16 protein-coding genes and 2 tRNA genes are annotated in these 17,629 nt (G+C 68.0%); 7 read left to right on the top strand and 11 right to left on the bottom strand.

The window, feature by feature from the left end; translation table 11 throughout:
- Window positions 1-185 precede the first annotated feature (185 nt).
- The 5 genes from AB0E94_RS32320 (at window position 186) to AB0E94_RS32300 (ending at window position 5,094) form a co-directional block, all read left to right on the top strand.
- A complete protein-coding gene (locus AB0E94_RS32320) occupies window positions 186-965 on the top strand; it encodes a DUF2637 domain-containing protein (protein ID WP_360334078.1) in 780 nt (259 codons plus the stop codon).
- Window positions 966-1,469: 504 nt separating this feature from the next.
- Window positions 1,470-2,357 (top strand): replication-relaxation family protein, encoded by an 888-nt coding sequence (locus tag AB0E94_RS32315; RefSeq protein WP_360334075.1) that lies wholly within the window; start codon window positions 1,470-1,472, stop codon window positions 2,355-2,357.
- On the top strand, window positions 2,357-2,944 hold the full coding sequence (locus AB0E94_RS32310) for a hypothetical protein (RefSeq protein WP_360334072.1): 588 nt from the start codon (window positions 2,357-2,359) through the stop codon (window positions 2,942-2,944). The genes AB0E94_RS32315 and AB0E94_RS32310 overlap by 1 nt, the downstream gene beginning before the upstream one ends.
- 35 nt (window positions 2,945-2,979) lie before the next feature.
- On the top strand, window positions 2,980-3,375 hold the full coding sequence (locus AB0E94_RS32305; protein WP_360334069.1) for a hypothetical protein: 396 nt from the start codon (window positions 2,980-2,982) through the stop codon (window positions 3,373-3,375).
- Window positions 3,376-3,444: 69 nt separating this feature from the next.
- Window positions 3,445-5,094: a recombinase family protein gene (locus AB0E94_RS32300; protein ID WP_360334208.1), complete on the top strand. Its 1,650-nt coding sequence runs from the start codon at window positions 3,445-3,447 to the stop codon at window positions 5,092-5,094.
- On the opposite strand, the gene AB0E94_RS32295 is transcribed toward AB0E94_RS32300, so the two are convergent.
- The 7 genes from AB0E94_RS32295 to AB0E94_RS32265 all read right to left on the bottom strand — a co-directional run bounded on the left by AB0E94_RS32295 (window position 5,051) and on the right by AB0E94_RS32265 (window position 10,465).
- A tRNA-Ile gene (locus AB0E94_RS32295) sits at window positions 5,051-5,127 on the bottom strand. The genes AB0E94_RS32300 and AB0E94_RS32295 overlap by 44 nt on opposite strands.
- 50 nt (window positions 5,128-5,177) lie before the next feature.
- Entirely contained in the window at window positions 5,178-5,348 is a 171-nt protein-coding gene (locus AB0E94_RS32290) for a hypothetical protein (RefSeq protein ID WP_360334066.1), read from the bottom strand.
- A 22-nt stretch (window positions 5,349-5,370) separates the two neighbouring features.
- Window positions 5,371-6,636, bottom strand: a complete 1,266-nt coding sequence (locus AB0E94_RS32285) for an NAD(P)/FAD-dependent oxidoreductase (RefSeq protein ID WP_360334063.1) — start codon at window positions 6,634-6,636, stop codon at window positions 5,371-5,373.
- Window positions 6,637-6,852: 216 nt separating this feature from the next.
- The gene (locus tag AB0E94_RS32280; protein WP_360334060.1) at window positions 6,853-8,337 is read right to left on the bottom strand and encodes a VCBS repeat-containing protein; all 1,485 of its coding nucleotides are present in this window, start codon (window positions 8,335-8,337) and stop codon (window positions 6,853-6,855) included.
- Between the two features lie 92 nt (window positions 8,338-8,429).
- Window positions 8,430-9,878 (bottom strand): VCBS repeat-containing protein, encoded by a 1,449-nt coding sequence (locus tag AB0E94_RS32275; RefSeq protein WP_360334057.1) that lies wholly within the window; start codon window positions 9,876-9,878, stop codon window positions 8,430-8,432.
- Window positions 9,879-9,997: 119 nt separating this feature from the next.
- Complete coding sequence (locus AB0E94_RS32270; RefSeq protein WP_360334055.1) at window positions 9,998-10,291, bottom strand: hypothetical protein; 294 nt, start codon at window positions 10,289-10,291, stop codon at window positions 9,998-10,000.
- 6 nt (window positions 10,292-10,297) lie between these two features.
- Window positions 10,298-10,465 (bottom strand): hypothetical protein, encoded by a 168-nt coding sequence (locus AB0E94_RS32265; protein WP_360334052.1) that lies wholly within the window; start codon window positions 10,463-10,465, stop codon window positions 10,298-10,300.
- A 302-nt stretch (window positions 10,466-10,767) separates the two neighbouring features.
- Here AB0E94_RS32265 and AB0E94_RS32260 point away from each other — a divergent pair, with 302 nt between their 5' ends.
- Window positions 10,768-11,730 (top strand): helix-turn-helix transcriptional regulator, encoded by a 963-nt coding sequence (locus AB0E94_RS32260; protein WP_360334049.1) that lies wholly within the window; start codon window positions 10,768-10,770, stop codon window positions 11,728-11,730.
- A gap of 181 nt (window positions 11,731-11,911) precedes the next feature.
- On the opposite strand, the gene AB0E94_RS32255 is transcribed toward AB0E94_RS32260, so the two are convergent.
- A tRNA-Asn gene (locus AB0E94_RS32255) sits at window positions 11,912-11,987 on the bottom strand.
- Between the two features lie 205 nt (window positions 11,988-12,192).
- Between AB0E94_RS32255 and AB0E94_RS32250 the strand changes: the two genes are divergently transcribed.
- Complete coding sequence (locus tag AB0E94_RS32250) at window positions 12,193-12,522, top strand: hypothetical protein (RefSeq protein ID WP_360334046.1); 330 nt, start codon at window positions 12,193-12,195, stop codon at window positions 12,520-12,522.
- A gap of 62 nt (window positions 12,523-12,584) precedes the next feature.
- On the opposite strand, the gene AB0E94_RS32245 is transcribed toward AB0E94_RS32250, so the two are convergent.
- From AB0E94_RS32245 to AB0E94_RS32235, 3 genes are all read right to left on the bottom strand, one after another.
- Window positions 12,585-13,484, bottom strand: coding sequence for a hypothetical protein (locus AB0E94_RS32245; RefSeq protein WP_360334043.1), 900 nt, complete (start codon window positions 13,482-13,484; stop codon window positions 12,585-12,587).
- 864 nt (window positions 13,485-14,348) lie between these two features.
- Entirely contained in the window at window positions 14,349-15,470 is a 1,122-nt protein-coding gene (locus AB0E94_RS32240; RefSeq protein ID WP_360334040.1) for a YihY/virulence factor BrkB family protein, read from the bottom strand.
- Between the two features lie 1,224 nt (window positions 15,471-16,694).
- Window positions 16,695-17,507 (bottom strand): ABC transporter permease, encoded by an 813-nt coding sequence (locus AB0E94_RS32235; RefSeq protein ID WP_360334037.1) that lies wholly within the window; start codon window positions 17,505-17,507, stop codon window positions 16,695-16,697.
- Window positions 17,508-17,629: the final 122 nt, after the last annotated feature.

Raw genomic sequence — 17,629 nt, 5'->3', positions numbered from 1 at the left:
TCTGTGGAGAGTGAAGCCATGATTATCGATCACTGTCACGCTGTTTGGGGAGAGCAGGATACGCGCCGGATCTGTCACCAGCGCCGATCCGCACACGTTCGCGTTCTGTCACGGTCTGTCACCGCGAACGGAATCTCTCGCACCGCCCGGCACGGCCGGGCATCACCACCCGCGCGGGGCCGCCGGTGAACGAACCCCGTGCGCCATTCCCGGAGCGGGCGGACCGTGCCGCCCGGGTCGAGGGTGTCGTCCAGGTCATCATCATGCTGGCGATCGGGGCGGCCGCGGCGGCGGCCTCGTTCACGCACGTGCACGACGTCGCCGAGGCGCACGGCCAGCCAGGGTGGCTGGCGTGGGCCGACGCCGTGGTGCTGGAACTGATGTCCGTGGCCGGCGGCCTGGAACTGCGGCGCCGCAAACGCCTCGGCGCTCACCTGTGGTTCCCGGCCGTGGTGCTGGTCGTCGCGGTGGTGCTGTCGCTAGGCGCGCAGGTCGTGGAGGCCGAGCCGTCGGTCATCGGCTGGCTCGCGGCTGCGCTACCCGCGGTCGGGTTCCTGGCCATGGTGAAGATCGCCCTCGGCCGCGCCGGATCAGGCCCGGCCGCCACGGTTCCGGCCTCGGCGGCCGTCCCGGACGGTCCCGGACGTCCGCAACAGCCCACAACCGGTGCGGACGACGGTCCGCCACCGGCGACTGTCGACGACGAGATCCGCGACCTACTTCCCGTCGCCCGCAAAGCCGCGGACGACCTGGCCCGCGAGGGTCGCCCACTGTCACGCGAAGCCCTGGTCGAGGTACTACGCCGACAGGGTCACGCGATGTCGAACGCGCGGGCGTCCGCACTGGTCAAGCTGATCCGCGACCAACCCGCCCGCCCCGACGCACCAACCGGAGACGGCGACGCACCCCCGGCGACGGGGGAAGCCGACCTGCAGACTGCCGCTGTCACCGGCTCGCCGTCGTGATGACGGCTGTCGGCAGTGCTGCGGCGAGCCGTCTGCCGTCCTATCTACGAGAAGGAGTGTCCATGAACCGCCCGTTAGCAGGGCCGCGGAAGATACCTCCGTGCTCCTGCCGAAGTCCAGGCCCAGTGCCCGCGGTCGATCTGTCAGAACCTGTCACGCCCGCGACCAAGGATCCGTCACCATCGCTGTCCACCTCGCTCGGAACCCAACCGGCACCCAACTGCGACAGCACGCCCGGACCGCCGATCACAGCGCCACCAGCTCAACCAGCCGACAAATCCCGTCCTCGGAACGGAAGCAGCACGGCTTTCGGCTCAGACCGACCGGCTCGCTGGAGTCGGGGTGTCGGTGCCGGGGTGCGTCCCGGTGACGGTGTGGGGGTCGGTCTTGACACCGACACCCACACCGACCCCATCGTCCACCTGTCAGCCCAGGTCAGCCGCTATCCGGCGGTGACCGTCGTGTGCTGCGACAGACCCTCATCTGGGGTCTCCCCTGGGGGTGATGCCTATCCCTACCAGTAATGAACAGCGCCTACTACGGGCGCAATCCGCTCTCACCGGCCGCGATCTGCGGCTACTCGGCTGGCTCTACGACCACGGCGTCCTGACCACCGACCAGATCAACACCGCCTTGTTCGGCTCGCTGACGTTCTGTCAGCGGCGGCTGCTCAAGCTCCTCGCCCTAGGCGTCGTGGCTCGGTTCCGGCCGCAACGCTGGGAGGGCGGCTCCTATCCGTACCACTACCTGCTCGACCAACTCGGCACCGAAATCGTCGCCGCCCAACGCCGCGACCCCCTGCCCCGCCGCGACCAGGCCCGGCAGCGCCGCCAGCACCTGACCTCCCGGGCCAACCTGCCGCACCTGCTGGCCACCAACCAGTTCTTCGTCGACCTGGCCGCCCACGAACGCACCCACCCCGGCAGCCGCCTCATCCAATGGCGGTCCGCCTCCGCACTCCAGGAGAGAGGAGCTTTCTTCCGTACCGGCGACGACCCGAGCCTGATGCTCCTCAAGAATCTGCCCCGGCCGGACGCCCACGGCGTCTGGGCCGAACACGACCGGCAGGTGCCGTTCCTGCTCGAGATGGATCTCGGCACCGAGAGCCTGACCATCCTCGCCAACAAGATCATCAACTATGTCCGGCTCGCGGACATGACCCGCTGGCGGTGGCCGGTGCTGTTCTGGCTGCCCTCCGCCCGTCGCGAACTCAACCTCCACCACCTTCTCACCGACACCGACGTGCCTGACCTGGTGGCCACCGCCGCCGGCGACCACGTCACCGCCACCGGTCAGTCGCCCGCCGAGAACGTGTGGTGGCTGCACGGCCACCACGGTGCCCGGCTACGCCTGGCCGAACTCCCATACGACGACACCACGGAGCACAGCTGATGAACGCCCACGAACCCGAACTCACCACGACCAGCAACAACCACGGAGACGATGTGCAAGCGACACGGAACCTTGCCGAACTGCTCGGCGAACCGGAACCGATCCGCCACCCCGACGACGTGCAGTGGTTCACCGCGACCCTGCTGGCGCATCCGGTCAAGGCGGTCCAGACCGCCCCGGTGATCGCCATGGTCGCCGAACTGCTCGACATCCTGCGCGACGACCACACCAGCGACCAGCAAGCCCACCACGCCCTACGCCGCGCCGTCCGGTGGCTGCGCATCTTCACCACGGAACCGCCCGGACCGACCAATCGACACCACCCGGACACCGGCCGCCGGGACTACGTGGTCTCGGCGGAGAACCTCGCCGCCGCGGCCGCCTCCCGGCAACTCGCCACCACCTGGCTGCGCGGCACACCGCAAGCCGCCATCCGCACGGCTCCAGTCATCGGCGTCGTCGACCAACTCCACGCCGACCTGCAGTACTCCACCAGCAACCGCGAGGCCCAAGCCCGGCTACGCCACGCCGTCGCACTGCTCGACGTCTTCGTCACCGACGACCGGACGGCACCACAACCTCAGTAGCACTCGCACGCTCTCACCGTGGCCGGCACCCGTCGATGGTGCCGGCCACGGCTCGCGCCAAAGAAGCCTTGGCCGACCAAGATGCAATTACAGAAGCCGCATTTAAGAAAGGAACCCGAGCACATGATTCGTCACGCAAAACACTCAATCATGCGCATCTCTCATGGAGGCATATGCCGCGCGACCCCGACCATTCAACAACAGAAATCGGGTATCATCGAAATACGCCAGCCGAAACCGGTCCGGGATACAGAAAAGCCAGAAAATCACGGACCGCATCGGGTCGGAAACAGGCCGCCATAACCGACATCCGAATCCACCACATCGAAACGGTCCCCATGACCGCCGCCCAATACGCCAGGGCGGTGGAAGCGCTCGCCGTGCTCATCGCCCGCTATGAACGCGAACACCCCGACGACCTGACCGCATGACGCAGGACGAGGCGGGGTGGCGCGACAAGCGCCACCCCGCGTCCCACCACCCCTCGGAAGGAAACGCCCGTGGCAGCCACCACCGCCCGCTCCCGACGCCGCCGCCCACGCACCGGCTTCGGCGACACCCCCACCGGCACGCGCCGCGTCGCTCTCTACCTGCGCCGCTCCACCGACGACGAGCACCAGCCGTTCTCCATCGACGCCCAGCTCGCCGCTCTCACCTCGTACGTCAACTCCCAGCCCGGATGGACCATCGCCGGAGAACCCTTCACCGACGACGCGTCCGGAGCCACCACCGAACGCCCCGGCCTGCAACGCGCCCTACGCGCCGCCGCAGCCGGCCGCTATGACGTACTGCTCGTCTACCGCGTCGACCGGTTCTCCCGCCGCCTGTCCGACCTGCTGGACCTGCTGGGTCAACTCGAAGACGCCGGAGTCGCGTTCACCTCCGCCACCGAGCCGTTCGACACCTCCACCTCCATCGGCCGCATGCTCGTCCAACTCCTCGGCGTCTTCGCCGAATTCGAACGAGAAACCATCATCGACCGCGTCATCAACGGGATGAACGCCAAAGCCGCCAAAGGAAAATGGCCCGGCGGCAACCGCCCCTACGGCTACCTCATCGACCGAGCAACCCAGAAACTCACCCCACATGAACACGAAGCGGCGATCCTCTCCGAAATCGTCCGCATGTACGTCAAGAAACGCCTCGGCACCCGCGCCATAGCCGACGAACTCAACCGACGCGGCATCACCAACCGCACCGGCAAGAAATGGTCCGGCATGACGATCGGCCGACTCCTGGAGAACCCCGCCTACACCGGCGACATCGTCTACGGCGACACCCACGTCCCCGACGCCCACCCCGCGCTCATCGACCGCCCCACCTGGGACCACATCCGCGAGATCGCCGACACCCGCTCCGACGCCCACAACCAGCGAGCCATGAACGGATCCGACTACCGCCTCACCGGCCTGATCACCTGCCCACGCTGCAAGAACAAGTACATCGGCACCTCAGCGAAAGGCCGCACCCGCAGCTACCACTACTACACCTGCTACTCCCGAAGCCGATACGGCGCCCACGGCTGCACCAGTCCCCGCCTGGACGCCCCCGCCATGGACGAAGCCGTCCTCCAGGCCCTGCACGACTTCTACCGTGACGCCGACACACTCATCGCCACCGCGATCAGCCAGGCACGAGCCCACCACCACGACACCAACGCCGACCGGCACGCCGAACTCGACGCCATCGAAGCCGCCATCACCGCCAAGACCACCGCACGCGACAAATACCGGACAGCGTTCGAGAACGGCACCATGGACGAGGAAGACACCGGCCCGCGCCTGCGCGAGCTCCGTACCGAGATCGAAGCCCTCAAGGTCCGCCGCGACGAGATCACCGACCTGATCAGCGACGAACCCGTCGCACCGTCGCCCAGCACCCTCGCGAAGACCCGAGCCCGCCTCGAACACGTGATCGCCAACGGCGACTCACCCGAGCGCAAAGCCATTATCGAGGAACTGATCGCCGAGATCCGCATCATCGGCGACGAGATCATCCCGGTGTTCCGGCTGCCCCGCGACGAGGCCGTCCCGGTGGACGCGGCGACACCCGCTACGTCCCCCGGCGACGGCAACGAACCGGATCCGGTTCGCGCAATGCCAAACCTGGTGGGGCGGACGGGACTCGAACCCGTGACCGATCGATTATGAGTCGACTGCTCTAACCCACTGAGCTACCGCCCCGTACCGGCGGCGATCCTATCCCGTGCCCTGCCCCCGAGCCTAGCGATCTATCACCGCACCAGGGATTTCGGCAGAAGAACGATCTGTCGCCGGGGATCTTCGACCATGTCCGGTGGCTGGAGATCCTCCACCCGGGGCGTCTCCTCGTCACAGCAACTGGGACATTCAGGACCATCCTGGGTGGTGAACTCAGCGTAGTTCTCCGGGTTGATGTCACTCATTGAAACTCCCTGAAAACGGGCATTAAACCCCGACCCGGGCGCCGAGTGACGCCAGGACTGCTCCTGCGGTGCGCCAGCCGCCGGCCATCGCACCCTGAATCGACGGGCTGTCCCGGTGGTCGCCGGCGACGAAGAGGCCGTCGCCCAGGTGGACCGGCTTGCGGAGCCGGGTCTGGGGCGGGCGGGCCGCGGGGAGCGCCTGCGGGACCGTGACCACGCTGAGCAGTTCCCAGTCGTCGGTCGGCGCCCCGTACATCCTCGACAGTTCGACCCGGATGACGGTTTCCGAGGCGCCGGAGGGCGCCGAGACACCGACGACCGTGGCGGCGATCAGGCTGCGGCCGCTCGGCGCGTACTCGGGTGCGGCGTTGCTCATCACCACGGTGTTGGCGATGATCTCCCGCCGGTCGCCGTCGAGCAGCAGGATCGGCTCGTCGACGGGCGCGCGCGGGGCGCCGAAGTAGAACGTGGTGAGGCTGTGCACGTCGGGCCGGGCCAGCCGGTCGGGCAGCAGGGCGGCGGCGCCGATCGGGTCGGTGGCGACGATCACGGCCCGGCAGCGGATCTCGCCGCCCTCGGTGACGACCATGCCGGGCCCGATGGCGAGGGCCCGGGCGCCGATCAGGAGCTGCGGGAACGGCAGCGGCCCGGCGATCGCGGCGGGCAGCGCGGCCATGCCGGCGGCGGGCACCCCGATCCGGCCACGGGTGAACGACCGCAGCACCATCGCGGCGACGTGGCTGGAGGTGTCGAGGGCCCGTTCCGCGAAGACGCCGGAGAAGAACGGCCGGAGCGCCTCCTCGATGATCCGGTGGGAGAGCCCGGCGGCGCGCAGCATCTCCTGCGTGGTGGTCTCCGGCATGTCGAAGATCCGGTTGACCGGCATGGTCGCGCAACGGGTGGCGAGCGCGGCGAATTTGAGCCGGTCGGTGAGGGTGCCGATGCCGGAGATCAGGGTCTGCGGGGTCATCAGCGGTTCACGCAGCGGGTTCTCCAGGCGGTGCAGCTCACCGCCGCGCCGCACGAGCACCCCGGACGTGAAGTAGCGCATGTCGAGCGCATCGACGTCGACGAGCGCGGGCAGCCGCGGATAGGCGGTGTTGATCGTCTGGAATCCGCGGTCCATCCGCCAGCCGTCGATCACATCGGTGGCGACTCGCCCGCCGAGCCGGTCCGACCCTTCCACCAGCAGCCATTCGACGCCGGCGCGATCCAGCCGGCGGGCAGCGGACAGCCCGGCGAGCCCGCCGCCGATGATGACGACGTCCACCTCTACCGGCTGCGACATGTCCACCTCACTGGCTGCAATCAACGCGATACTCAGCGTACCCGGGCAACTGCCACGGAGAAGGCAAAAGCGACATGCGGCCGAAGGCCGGAGGATCAAACCCCATCGGGAGTACGCCCACCCGAACCCGATCCAGAAGGATCACCGTTGCGCGCTCGGCGACCCTCATGCCGAAGCCCCCACCGGCCGCAGCCGATCGGGGCACCCGATGCGGGATCAGGCCAGGTAGAGCCGCCCGAGCCCGTTCGTCACGTTCAGTCCGTGGTAGCGACCCCAGCCGGTCGTCACCACCCGCCCGCCGTCGAAGCCTCCGCCGCGGGTGTTGAGACGCACCGACACGTCGCTGCCCTGGTGCACGATCATGTCGTCGAAACCGTCACCGTCGTAGTCGGCGAAGTACAGTCGCCCGAGCCCGTCGGTCACGTTCATCCCGTGGAACCGCCCCCAGCCGGTCGTCACCACGCGGCCGCCGTCGAACCCGCTGCCGGTGTTGAGACGCACCGATACCTCGGTGCCGGAGTGCACGATCATGTCGTCGAAACCGTCACCGTCGTAGTCGGCGAAGTAGAGCCGGCCCATCCCGTCGGTCACGTTCATCCCGTGGAACCGCCCCCAGCCGCTGGTCACGACCCGGCCGCCGTCGAACCCGCCGTTACGGGTGTTGAGCCGAACCGAGATCTCGGTGCCGGAGTGAACGATCATGTCGGTGAACCCGTCGCCGTTGTAGTCGGCGAAGTAGAGCCGGCCGAGTCCGTCGGTCACGTCCATGCCGTGGAACCGGCCCCACCCGGAACTGACCACGGTGCCACTACCGAACGAGTTGTTCTTGCTGTTCAGCCGCACCGACACGTCGGTACCGGAATGCACGATCATGTCGGTGTAGTGGTCACCGTTGAAGTCGCCGTAGTACAGCCGGCCCATCCCGTTGGTCACCTGCATGCCGTGGAACCGGCCCCAGCCCGAGGTCACCACACCCAGATCCGAGAAACCGGAACCGGTGCCCTTGCGTACGCCGACATCGGTGCCGGTGTGCACCACCAGGTCGGTCTTGGCGTCACCGGTGAAGCTGTCGAACGGCCGGTCGACGGCGTGGTCCCAGACGGCGTCCACGATCCGGGCGGCGTCGGCGGCCTCGACGGCGTAGCGGTCCGGGTAGGCGGACACCTGGACCGTCTGGGCGACCTCACCGATCGGCGCGGTCTGCCACCCGTCGTTCGGATACTCCTTGATCATCTTGTTCAGGAAGGCGTTGGTCGCCCATGCCGGGTCGAGCCGGTTGGCGACGCTTCCCCAGGAGGCACGCTGCTGGAAGAGCCCGAGGCTGTCGTGGTCGACCTCGACGTCGTGGTTCTGCAGTCCCGTCTCGACGATCGAGGTGTCGACCGCGATGACGGCCGCCCGGCGAGCCAGGCCCCGTTCCCGTACCGCCTCGATGATCTCCCGTGCACAGGACACCCGGTAGCCGGTCATGTAGCCGTCGAGCTTGTCGGTGAGCACGCCGTTCAGTGCGTCGGCCAGGCCGGCGTCGGTGCCGGTCGCGCCGTCGGCGTCGCAGGGGGCGTTCGAGATGGCCAGGGTTCCGTAGTCGGCGGCCTGGGCCGGTTCCTCGGCGGCCTGCGCCGACGTGGACATCCCGGTGACCAGGAGTCCGCCGGCCAGGGCCGCGGTGATGCCGCGCTTGATCGAGGTGCCGAAGGTCATGACGTCTCCAAGGGGGGTGGCCGGGTCTGCTGGGCGAGGGGGTGGCCCAGCAGACCCGGACGACTGCGGTCGGGAAGGGGCGAGCGGCCGGATCAGGCGAAGTAGAGGCGGCCCATGCCGTTGGTCACCTGCATGCCGTGGAAGCGGCCCCAGCCCGAGGTGACGAGGCGGCCACCGTCGAACCCGCTGGCCGTGTTGTTCAGCCGGACGAAGACGTCGGTGCCCTGGTGGACGACCATGTCGTCGTAGCCGTCACCGTCGTAGTCGGCGAAGTAGAGGCGGCCCAGACCGTCGGTCACGTCCATGCCGTGGAACCGGCCCCAGCCCGAGCTGACCGTCCCGGCCGGGGTGAAGCCCTTGCCGTTGTTGTTGAGCCGCACCGAGACGTCGGTACCGGAGTGCACGATCATGTCGTCGAAACCATCGGCGTTGTAGTCGGCGAAGTAGAGCCGGCCCATGCCGTTCGGGACGTTCAGGCCGTGGAAGCGGCCCCAGCCCGAGCTGACCACCTTGCCGCTGCCGAACGCGCCGTCCTGGTTGTTCAAGCGAACCGACACATCGGTGCCCTGGTGGACGATCATGTCGGTGAACCCGTCGGCGTTGTAGTCGGCGAAGTAGAGCCGGCCGAGCCCGTCGGTCACGTCCATGCCGTGGAACCGGCCCCACCCGGAACTGACCACGGTGCCACTGCCGAACGAGTTGTTCTTGCTGTTCAGCCGCACCGACACGTCGGTACCGGAGTGCACGATCATGTCGGTGTAGTGGTCACCGTTGAAGTCGCCGTAATACAGCCGGCCCATCCCGTTGGTCACCTGCATGCCGTGGAACCGGCCCCAGCCCGACGTCACCACACCCAGATCCGAGAAACCGGAACCGGTGCCCTTACGCACGCCGACATCGGTGCCGTTGTGGATCACCAGGTCGGCGTCGGCGTCACCGGTGAAGCTGTCGAACGGGCGGACGTTGTCGACGATGTTCTTGTAACGCCAGGCGTCGTACGTCAGCATGTCGGACCAGTTGTTGAAGCCGATCTCGCCCTTGCGGCCCTCGTCGTTGGGTGACCGGACGGGCTGTCCCTCCTTGTTGAAGGAGTACACGTAGGCGCCCTGCGTGTGATCACGCTCGTTCTTCCAGTACGCGAACAACTCCATGTGCCCGGTCCGGTGGATGGCGTCACCGCGCTTCAGATCGTTGATGCTGCCGAGCTTGGTGGCCAGGCCGCTGCCCGGGAAGGTGGCGGTGGTGAAGCTGTGGTCGATGTGCCAGGCCATCGACACCAGTCCGGAGCAGTCGTTGCGATAGGACCTGCCCTGCGGATCGTCGGACCAGGTGGTCTGGCTGTAGGGCTGCCCCAGGTCCGCCCAGAAGTCAGCACGGTCGATGACCTCCTGGCGGCTGATCTGGCCGCCCACCGAGGAAGCCGCGGACGCCGCGACCGGAGTGGCGACAGCCGTGGCGGTCGCGCCGACCACCGCGCCGAGGCCGGTGGCCATCAGCAGGCCGAGCGCTCCGGCGAGCAGCCGGCCACCCCTGTGGCGCACCCCACCCTTGTTTTGATCGATGTTCTTCGATGCATTGGAAGAGAATCGTGCCCGCATGAAAAGCTCCATTGTTTTCAGACAGCCGTATCCGGCGGTCGAAGTCAGAAAAGAGGGTGTTTCTAAAGATTGAGATTCGCGACGTCCCGATGCCGGCCGACGATTCCGTCGCGCAGCAACGGCGACATCCGGCAGGCCCGCGTCACGAGGTTCAGCGCGACGGCCCGCAACCACTCCGCGTCCATCGTCACGGCGAAGACACCGACAACGATCTCGCACTGCAGGACCCGCACCGACAGGTGCTCGACAGCATCTTCGGGGAGAACGGCCGCCCAGACCGTATCCAGCACAACGGCCTCGCTGACCGGAAGCACGAGGTCACCGGCGGGAAGGATGGAAACCATGGCCAGCCGCATCAGGCATCAGTCCCAGATCAGGCTTCCGGACGGGCCGTCGGCGATCTGCACGGCCGCCGGTCCCGACGCCGCCGGGGCGCCGACGCTCCCGTTACCGTCGAGAAGTCCGGCGAACGCCAGGACACCGACGAGGAAAGAGAGAGCGACACCGGCGTAACGAATACGTGCAGACATGAGACGACCCCGTTCGAGATAGCAGCGGAAAATCAATGCTCGATTCGAATCGCTCGCCGTTTCCCGGGTGGCGGCTGGCGTTCTGGAAATATCTTCGCCAATGACGGACCGCCTACGGAAGAGATGGGGCCTGGCCGGAAACGGCCATGGTCGGTTGCGGCCACCAAGCACGCTGAGCAACCGACGGGCAACACAGAGCCCCGGAACTCATTGATACTGGTGCGCGCGTGTGTAACCATCGCGATCCAAGATCAAACTGTCTTTCTGCGGGGGGAGCAGATCTAGTGCTGGCTGCCTTGGGATTGCCCACTACGACGGAGTCGGTCTACCGCTCGCTACTGGAGGAGCCCGGCCGGGGAGTCGCCGAACTGGTCGAGCATCTCGACGTCACCGAGGAGCAGATCCGCACCGCTCTGGACGCACTCTTCGACCTGGCACTCCTGCGCGAGTCGGCGGACGCGCCACAGGGCATCCACGTCGTGGCCCCCGAGATCGGCCTGCGATCGGCGCTGGCCCGCCAGCAGGCCGACCTGGCCCGCCGGCAGCAGGAGGTGGCCGAGAATCAGGCCGCGATCGCCCGCCTCATCGACGACCTGAGCCGGACCGAACGGGCGTCCGGCCCGGTGGCCAGCGAGCTGCTCGGCATGGACGCGGTCCGCGACCAGCTGCAACTGCTCGCCCAGGAGGCCCGCGACGAGGTGATGACCTTCATGTCGGGTGGTGCCCAGTCGCCGGCCGCCCTGGAGCACGCCCGCCGCAACGACGCGCACATCCTCGCCCGCAACGTCCGGATGCGGACCATCGGGCTGGACAGCATCCGCAATTCCCCGGACACGATGACGCACGCCCGCTTCCTCACCGACAGTGGCGCCGAGTTCCGTACCTCCGCGATCCTGCCGCCCCGCATGGTCGTCGTCGACCGCAAGGCCGCACTGATCCCGATCGACCCGAGCGACACCCGCCGCGGCGCCCTCCTGGTGTCCGGCGCCGCCATCCTCGCGCCGATGATCGCCCTGTTCGAGCAGGTCTGGGAGATCGCGACCCCGCTGGGCGCGGCCACCGACCCGGATCGTCAGGGCCTCACCCCACAGGAGCGGGCACTGCTGAAACTCCTGGCCCAGGGGCTCACCGACGAGGCCGCCGCCACCCGGCTCGGCGTCTCGCACCGAACCGCCCGGCGGATCATGGCCGACCTGATGGAACGCCTCAACGCCCGCAGCCGCTTCGAGGCCGGCTTGAAGGCCGCCCAGCGCGGCTGGCTGTAAGCCACAGGGCGAGCGCGGAACGATTTCCGCGCTCGCCTCCCTCATCCTCCGAAGGCGAGGCTTCCTCATCCTCCGGGGGTGAGGCAGGGCAGCCGAAGATGTGGTGAGCTGGGAATAGTGAAAGGCCGTGCGATCCACACGGCCTGGAAACACAAAAACCAGGCCAGACTGGCCTGGTTGATGGCTCCCCGAATAGGACTCGAACCTATAACCTGCCGGTTAACAGCCGGCTGCTCTGCCAATTGAGCTATCGGGGATAGTTCTTCCTGCTTGTCGCCCGGTTTCCCTGGCGACGGACAACAGACTACATGACTGCCCAGCCGCCGTGCGAACGGGATACCCCCGTTCGCACGGCGGCTGGACAGGCCGGCAGAAATCAGGATGCGGGGAGTATCGCCCCGGCAGGATGGGTATGCACCCCCGCAGACGCATGCGCGTCGAACTACGGAAGGAGCCGCCACCATGCGCGGAAAGCTGATGTTCCTCACCGGTCTCGCGGCGGGCTTCGTCCTGGGCAGCCGGGCCGGCCGGGAGAAGTACGAAGAGATCCGGGCGAACGCACAGAAGCTCTGGGAGCACCCGACGGTGCAGGAGGCCGCCGGCGTCGCCCAGGCGCAGGCCAACAAGCTCTACACCGAGGGCAAGGACAAGCTCCAGTCGTCCAAGCTCGGTGAGAAGCTCCACACGACCGGAACCACCGGCCGGAGCACCGACACCACCGACGAGCTGCTCGCCCCGAGCGATTCCCTGACCGCCGCCCCCAAGAGCACCAGCACCGGCACCACCTACTGACGCCGGCTGCCCGCGGCGCCGCCCCCAGCCGGGGAGCGGCGCCGCGGCATGTCCGGCCTTGATCAGGGCGCGGTGCAGGGTTGCTGTTCGGGCACCAGACCGAGAGTGGTCAGTTCATCCAGGACGTACGCGAGAGCCGTGCCCCGCTGTTCGTCGGTGCCGGTGACGTCGACGTCCACATACTCGGTGCGCGCGGTGTCGGCGGCGAGCAGGTGCCGCAGGACGGGCTGCCAGGCGGCGGCCGGGTCGCTGATCCGGGCGGTGATGACGGAGAGGCCGGCGTCGGTGATCCGGTCGATGCCCGCTTCCGGGCCGGGCCAGTCACGAAGAACGGTGACCAGGTCGAGGCATATGCCGAGCCGGTCCTTGTCGATGCGGCTGAGCGCGGCGACGGTCTGCTCGGGGCTGTCCAGTACCTTGCCGGGGCCGGGCTGGAACCCGGCCCGGACCGCACGGCCGACCCGCCAGGCGAGATCGGCGAGCCCGCCGGACAGCCGGGACAGGTGCCGGGCGCCGGCTTTCCGGTGCCCTTCGTCCCAGTCGTCGGACCGGCCCAGCCCGCAGGTGTCTATCGCCCCGCGGACCTCTTCGAACGGCAGCAGGTCGACGAGGATGCGAGCCAGCTCCAGGGTGTGCCGGACGCGGGCCGGGTCACTCCAGTCGGTCGGGTCGGCGGCGCCGCCCTCGGGACCGGGCGCTCCGCTCAACGTGACGACCTCGAGCCCACGGGCGTCGAGTTCGGCACGCAGCCGGGTGCGGGCGCGCCCGTCTTCGGCGAGGGCGGCAGCCAGCCGGTACGGCAACCGGAGCGCCACGCTGAGGGCGCCGGTGCCGAAGTGCCCGCGCAGGGCCGCATTGGCCGCGTCGAGCCGATCGATCGCGGTGGAGACGTCCTCCGCGTGGTCTAGGCTGATGCCGCAACTGAGGTGCACGATCCGGCCGGAGGGATGTCGAAGCCGCATCAGAATCCTCCCCGGACGAGTTCACCCGTGCAGGTGCACGTGCATTCGCACGCGCTAACGACTCCAGTATGGACCATGTCGGAGTCCGTTCCTGATCGGCTGATCTCGTGCCGCCGGGTTGCCATCGACGCCTCCATCCGTGGAATGCCTGCCCTCGGGTACGAGCCTGAGCCGCACACCGGATCACCGGCACACTCCCCGTGCGACGCACCGACCAGCGCGAACATGATCGAAAGCAGCCGCATTCATTGAAGCACGCAAATTAGTTCGCCGGGGGTGACCAGCGAGTAGCGTTCGGCGGACGGTCACAGACAGGCATACTCGGACAGCCCGGTTATTCAGATCCCGCTTAAACGGACATGCAATGTTCGGCTGCGCGTGCGTCCGCCCCGTGCCACTGCACCACAGCGCGGATGCACGTGAACACGCCCCGCGCATCCGCACCCCCGAACTGCCGTCTCTCACTCCCCAATCGCCGACCGCCAACCCCGGCACCGCCGGCCCGCGCATCCCACTCGGACTTCCACCCACGCCAGCCGGCAGCCCGGCGAGATGCGGACGCCTCCGCACTCAAGATCACCACCACGCCGGAGGCCGGAATCTCCCACCGATCTGGCTAGAAGACAAAACCCGACCCGTTGCGAAGCTGCAGGTGACTGTGGCCATGACGCGAGGCTCGCCCGATCTCGCGGGGCGTAAGGGCGCCATGACGCCTGCCCGCAGCCGTTTTCCCCCACCCCGGGCAGGCGCGAAGCGCCCCGGAAGACTTGTGGAGTTCCGCCCCGTCCCGCCGAACTTCACAAGATCGCGGCAGGACGACGCGGAGGCCCGGCTGGGTGCCGGGCCTCCGCAGGTGGGGCTGGGTCAGTTCTGGCTCAGGCCGTGCTCGCTGCCCTTCTTGATCTTGCGGGTGTCGCGCAGTTCCAGGAACGGCTCGTCGTCGGCCGGGTGGCCGGCTGCGATGGCTCGGCCTCGTTCGAGTTCGGCGTCGAGTTCGGCGCCGAGCAGGATCGCCATGTTGGAGATCCACAGCCAGACCAGGAAGGCGATCACGCCGGCCAGCGTGCCGTACGTCTTGTCGTAGCTGGCGAAGTTGGCCAGGTAGAACGCGAACGCGCCGGACGCCGCCACCCACAGCACGACCGCGAAGATCCCGCCCGGGGTGATCCAGCGGAAGCCGCCGGTCTTGGCGTTCGGCGAGGCCCAGTAGAGCAGGGCGAACATCAGGCTGACGAGAACGACCAGGACCGGCCATTTGACGATGTTCCAGGTCGTGACGGCCACCCCGCCGAAGCCCAGCCGTTCGCCGACGACCCGGGACAGCTCGCCGGTGAAGATCACGATGGCGGCGGAGGCGATCAGCATGATGCCGATGACGGCGGTGACCCCGACCCGGATCGGCAGGGTCTTCCAGATCGGACGGCCCTCCGGCACGTCGTAGACGGCGTTGGAGGCACGCATGAAGGCGGCCACGTAGCCGGACGCCGACCAGAACGCCACGACCAGACCGATGATCGCGGCGAACCCGGCCGCCCCGGAGTCACCCACCTGGGTGAGCACCGTGTCGACGAGGCTGCGCAGCTGGGCGTTCGGGGTGAGGTCGTTGACCGCGTCGGTCACCGTCTTCTGCCCGTCGGTGCCGAGCAGGCCCAGCATCGACACCAGCACCACGGCGGCCGGGAAGATCGACAGGACGCCGTAGTAGGTGAGCGCCGCCGCCCAGTCGGAGATGTTGTCCTCGGAGAACTGCTTGAAGGTCCGCTTGATCGCGGCGGCGATACCTTTGCCCTTCAGCTGGGCGGGTCGGTCCGGCCCGGCGTCGGGGCTCGCACCGCCGAGGTCGACGTCCCGGTCCTCGCCGGTGCGCACGGTGGCCGCCGCGGCCAGGTCGTAGTCGGTTCCCCCCTGACGGCGCGCCTCGTCGGCGGCCCGATCGGTGCCGGCCGCGCCCGTGGGCTGCTCGTCAGCCTTGTGTCGAAGTCTCATGGGTTTCCTCCGGGCAGAAGCGACAGACCAGGCCACAGCCACGAACCACAACATCGGAGCGAACCACGGCAGCGAGTCCGGTCGCCGTGGGACCGTGGCAGGCGGCGCACTCGGCCGTTCGCACGACAGGTGCTGACGACCTGCGGTTTTGTTGCCCGGCAAGGCCACTTTCCTAACCCGTTTCCAGCCGCGATGTCCCGTCCGGGTCAGTGTCGGTCACCCAAACAAGAACAGCACCGCCCGAAAGAGGCCCCCAACCGACGCAGCAACAGCGCCAAGCCCTCAGGAAGGTCGAACCACCCCAGCAACCGCGCCACGCCTCAGAAAGCCGGACCACCCCAGCTACCGCTCCAGGTGGCAGGAAGCCGGATCGTCGCAGTGCCAGCCGACAAGGCCGATGCCGGTCCGGCACAACGACAGCACCGGCAACGGCTTGCCGCTTACGGCTCGCCGCCCGCGAGCGGAAACGCGTCCTGACCGCTGACACCGCCCGCGAATCTTGCACGACTTTCCACGTCCGCGCCGATCTTGCAGCCCTTTCCACCTCCCAGCAGGAAGAAAGCTGCAAGGTCTCCCCAGCGCAGTAGACCTTGCACGACAAACCACACCCAGACATGAAGAACCATGCAAGATCGCCGCCAGCGAGGAGAACCGTGCAAGATCTACAAGCCTGACCGGGAACAAATAATCCGCAAATACGACATTACCGCCTCGAGTCGGTGGCCCAGTCGCCTGCGCGACCGGTGCGACAGCCGAAGGCTCGGCGGGAGAGCATCGCGCAGCAGCGGAGTTGGCCCCGGGTACGGCGAAAGCCTTGCGGAAGCGTCAGGTGTGCCGGAAATCCACAGGCCTTCCGGGACGCTTCGAGCCTGCCCGGGGTGGGGAAAACTGCTGCGAGCAGGCGTCATCGCGCCCTCACGCCCCGCGAGATCGGACAAGCCTCGCGTCATGGCCCCAGTCACCGGCAGCTTCTCACCGCTCAGGACTGGGTTTCTATCCAGATCGCGGAGCCTGGGAGAGTGGCTGACCGCGGGGGGAACGGAGACCCGGACGGACGGCCGACCACAGGCGGAACAGAGACCCGGACGGACGGCCGACCACAGGCGGAACAGAGACCCGGGCAGACGGCTGACCGAAGGAGGAACAGAGACCTGGGCGGACGGCTGACCAAAGGAGGAACAGAGACCCGGGCAGACGGCTGACCACAGGAGGAACGGTGGGTGGTCATCGGCACAGCAACCGCTCCATTCGGCGGCCCGCCACGAACAGGCCGCCGACCAGCAGCGCCAGCAGGTAGAGGACGTCGAGCACCTGGACCAGACCGGCCGAGCCCAGGCTGATGCCGCGGATCAGGTCGACCGAACGGTAGAGCGGGGTGATCTCGACGATCCAGCGCAGCACGTCGGGATAGGCGGTGGCCGGGACGAACGTGCCGGAGAACAGGAACAGCACGAACATGCCGGCGCCGATCATGTCGAAGTCCTGCCAGCCGCGGATCACGGTGGAGATGGTCATGCCGAGCGCCCCGAAGGCGAACCCGATCAGGATGCTCGCCGGGAACGCCACGAGCGCACGCAACGGGGTCGTCAGGTCCATCGCGACCATGATCACCAGGAAGGCTGCCGAGTAGAGGCTGCCCCGGAACATCGCCCAGGACAGCTCCCCCAGCGCGATCTCGATCGGCCGGACCGGGGTGGCGAGCATCCCCTCGTACAGCCGCATGAATTTCATCTTGCCGAAGAAGTTGAAGGTGGTCTCGGAGAGCGCCCCGCTCATCGCCGACGACGCGAGCATGGCCGGCGCGACGAACTCGGGGTAGCCCACCACCCGGCCGCCCGGCAGCGGGATCTCGCCGACCAGGGCGCCCACGCCGACACCGATCGAGAACAGGTAGAGCACCGGCTCCAGCAAGCCGCCGACCATGACGAGCAGGTAGGCGGTCCGGAGGGCGGCCATGTTGCGACCGGCGACGGCGGCCGAACGCCGGCCCATCGCCTGGACGGCCATCAACCGCCGGGGAAGCGCGAGAGTCAGCACGTCAGACCACCAGCCATCACCGAGTCCATAAAGATCAACAAACTCAGACCACCAACCGCTGCCGCAGGCGACGAAGGCACCACGTCAACCACCGGCCGCCGTTGAGAACACCAAGCCGGCAC

This window comes from Actinoplanes sp. NPDC026670 (assembly GCF_040638175.1).
In the GTDB taxonomy this organism is placed as follows: Bacteria; Actinomycetota; Actinomycetes; order Mycobacteriales; family Micromonosporaceae; genus Actinoplanes.
This window is presented reverse-complemented; position numbering and strand designations above follow the sequence as displayed.

Bases quoted from the DNA above. Each gene is read 5' to 3' on its own strand.
- AB0E94_RS32285 (WP_360334063.1), bottom strand. From the start codon at position 6,636: ATGTCGCAGCCGGTAGAGGTGGACGTCGTCATCATCGGCGGCGGGCTC.
- AB0E94_RS32310 (WP_360334072.1), top strand. From the start codon at position 2,357: ATGAACGCCCACGAACCCGAACTCACCACGACCAGCAACAACCACGGA.
- AB0E94_RS32290 (WP_360334066.1), bottom strand. From the start codon at position 5,348: ATGAGTGACATCAACCCGGAGAACTACGCTGAGTTCACCACCCAGGAT.
- AB0E94_RS32315 (WP_360334075.1), top strand. From the start codon at position 1,470: ATGCCTATCCCTACCAGTAATGAACAGCGCCTACTACGGGCGCAATCC.
- AB0E94_RS32245 (WP_360334043.1), bottom strand. From the start codon at position 13,484: ATGCGGCTTCGACATCCCTCCGGCCGGATCGTGCACCTCAGTTGCGGC.
- AB0E94_RS32305 (WP_360334069.1), top strand. From the start codon at position 2,980: ATGGTGCCGGCCACGGCTCGCGCCAAAGAAGCCTTGGCCGACCAAGAT.
- AB0E94_RS32280 (WP_360334060.1), bottom strand. From the start codon at position 8,337: ATGACCTTCGGCACCTCGATCAAGCGCGGCATCACCGCGGCCCTGGCC.
- AB0E94_RS32250 (WP_360334046.1), top strand. From the start codon at position 12,193: ATGCGCGGAAAGCTGATGTTCCTCACCGGTCTCGCGGCGGGCTTCGTC.
- AB0E94_RS32240 (WP_360334040.1), bottom strand. From the start codon at position 15,470: ATGAGACTTCGACACAAGGCTGACGAGCAGCCCACGGGCGCGGCCGGC.
- AB0E94_RS32270 (WP_360334055.1), bottom strand. From the start codon at position 10,291: ATGCGGCTGGCCATGGTTTCCATCCTTCCCGCCGGTGACCTCGTGCTT.
- AB0E94_RS32265 (WP_360334052.1), bottom strand. From the start codon at position 10,465: ATGTCTGCACGTATTCGTTACGCCGGTGTCGCTCTCTCTTTCCTCGTC.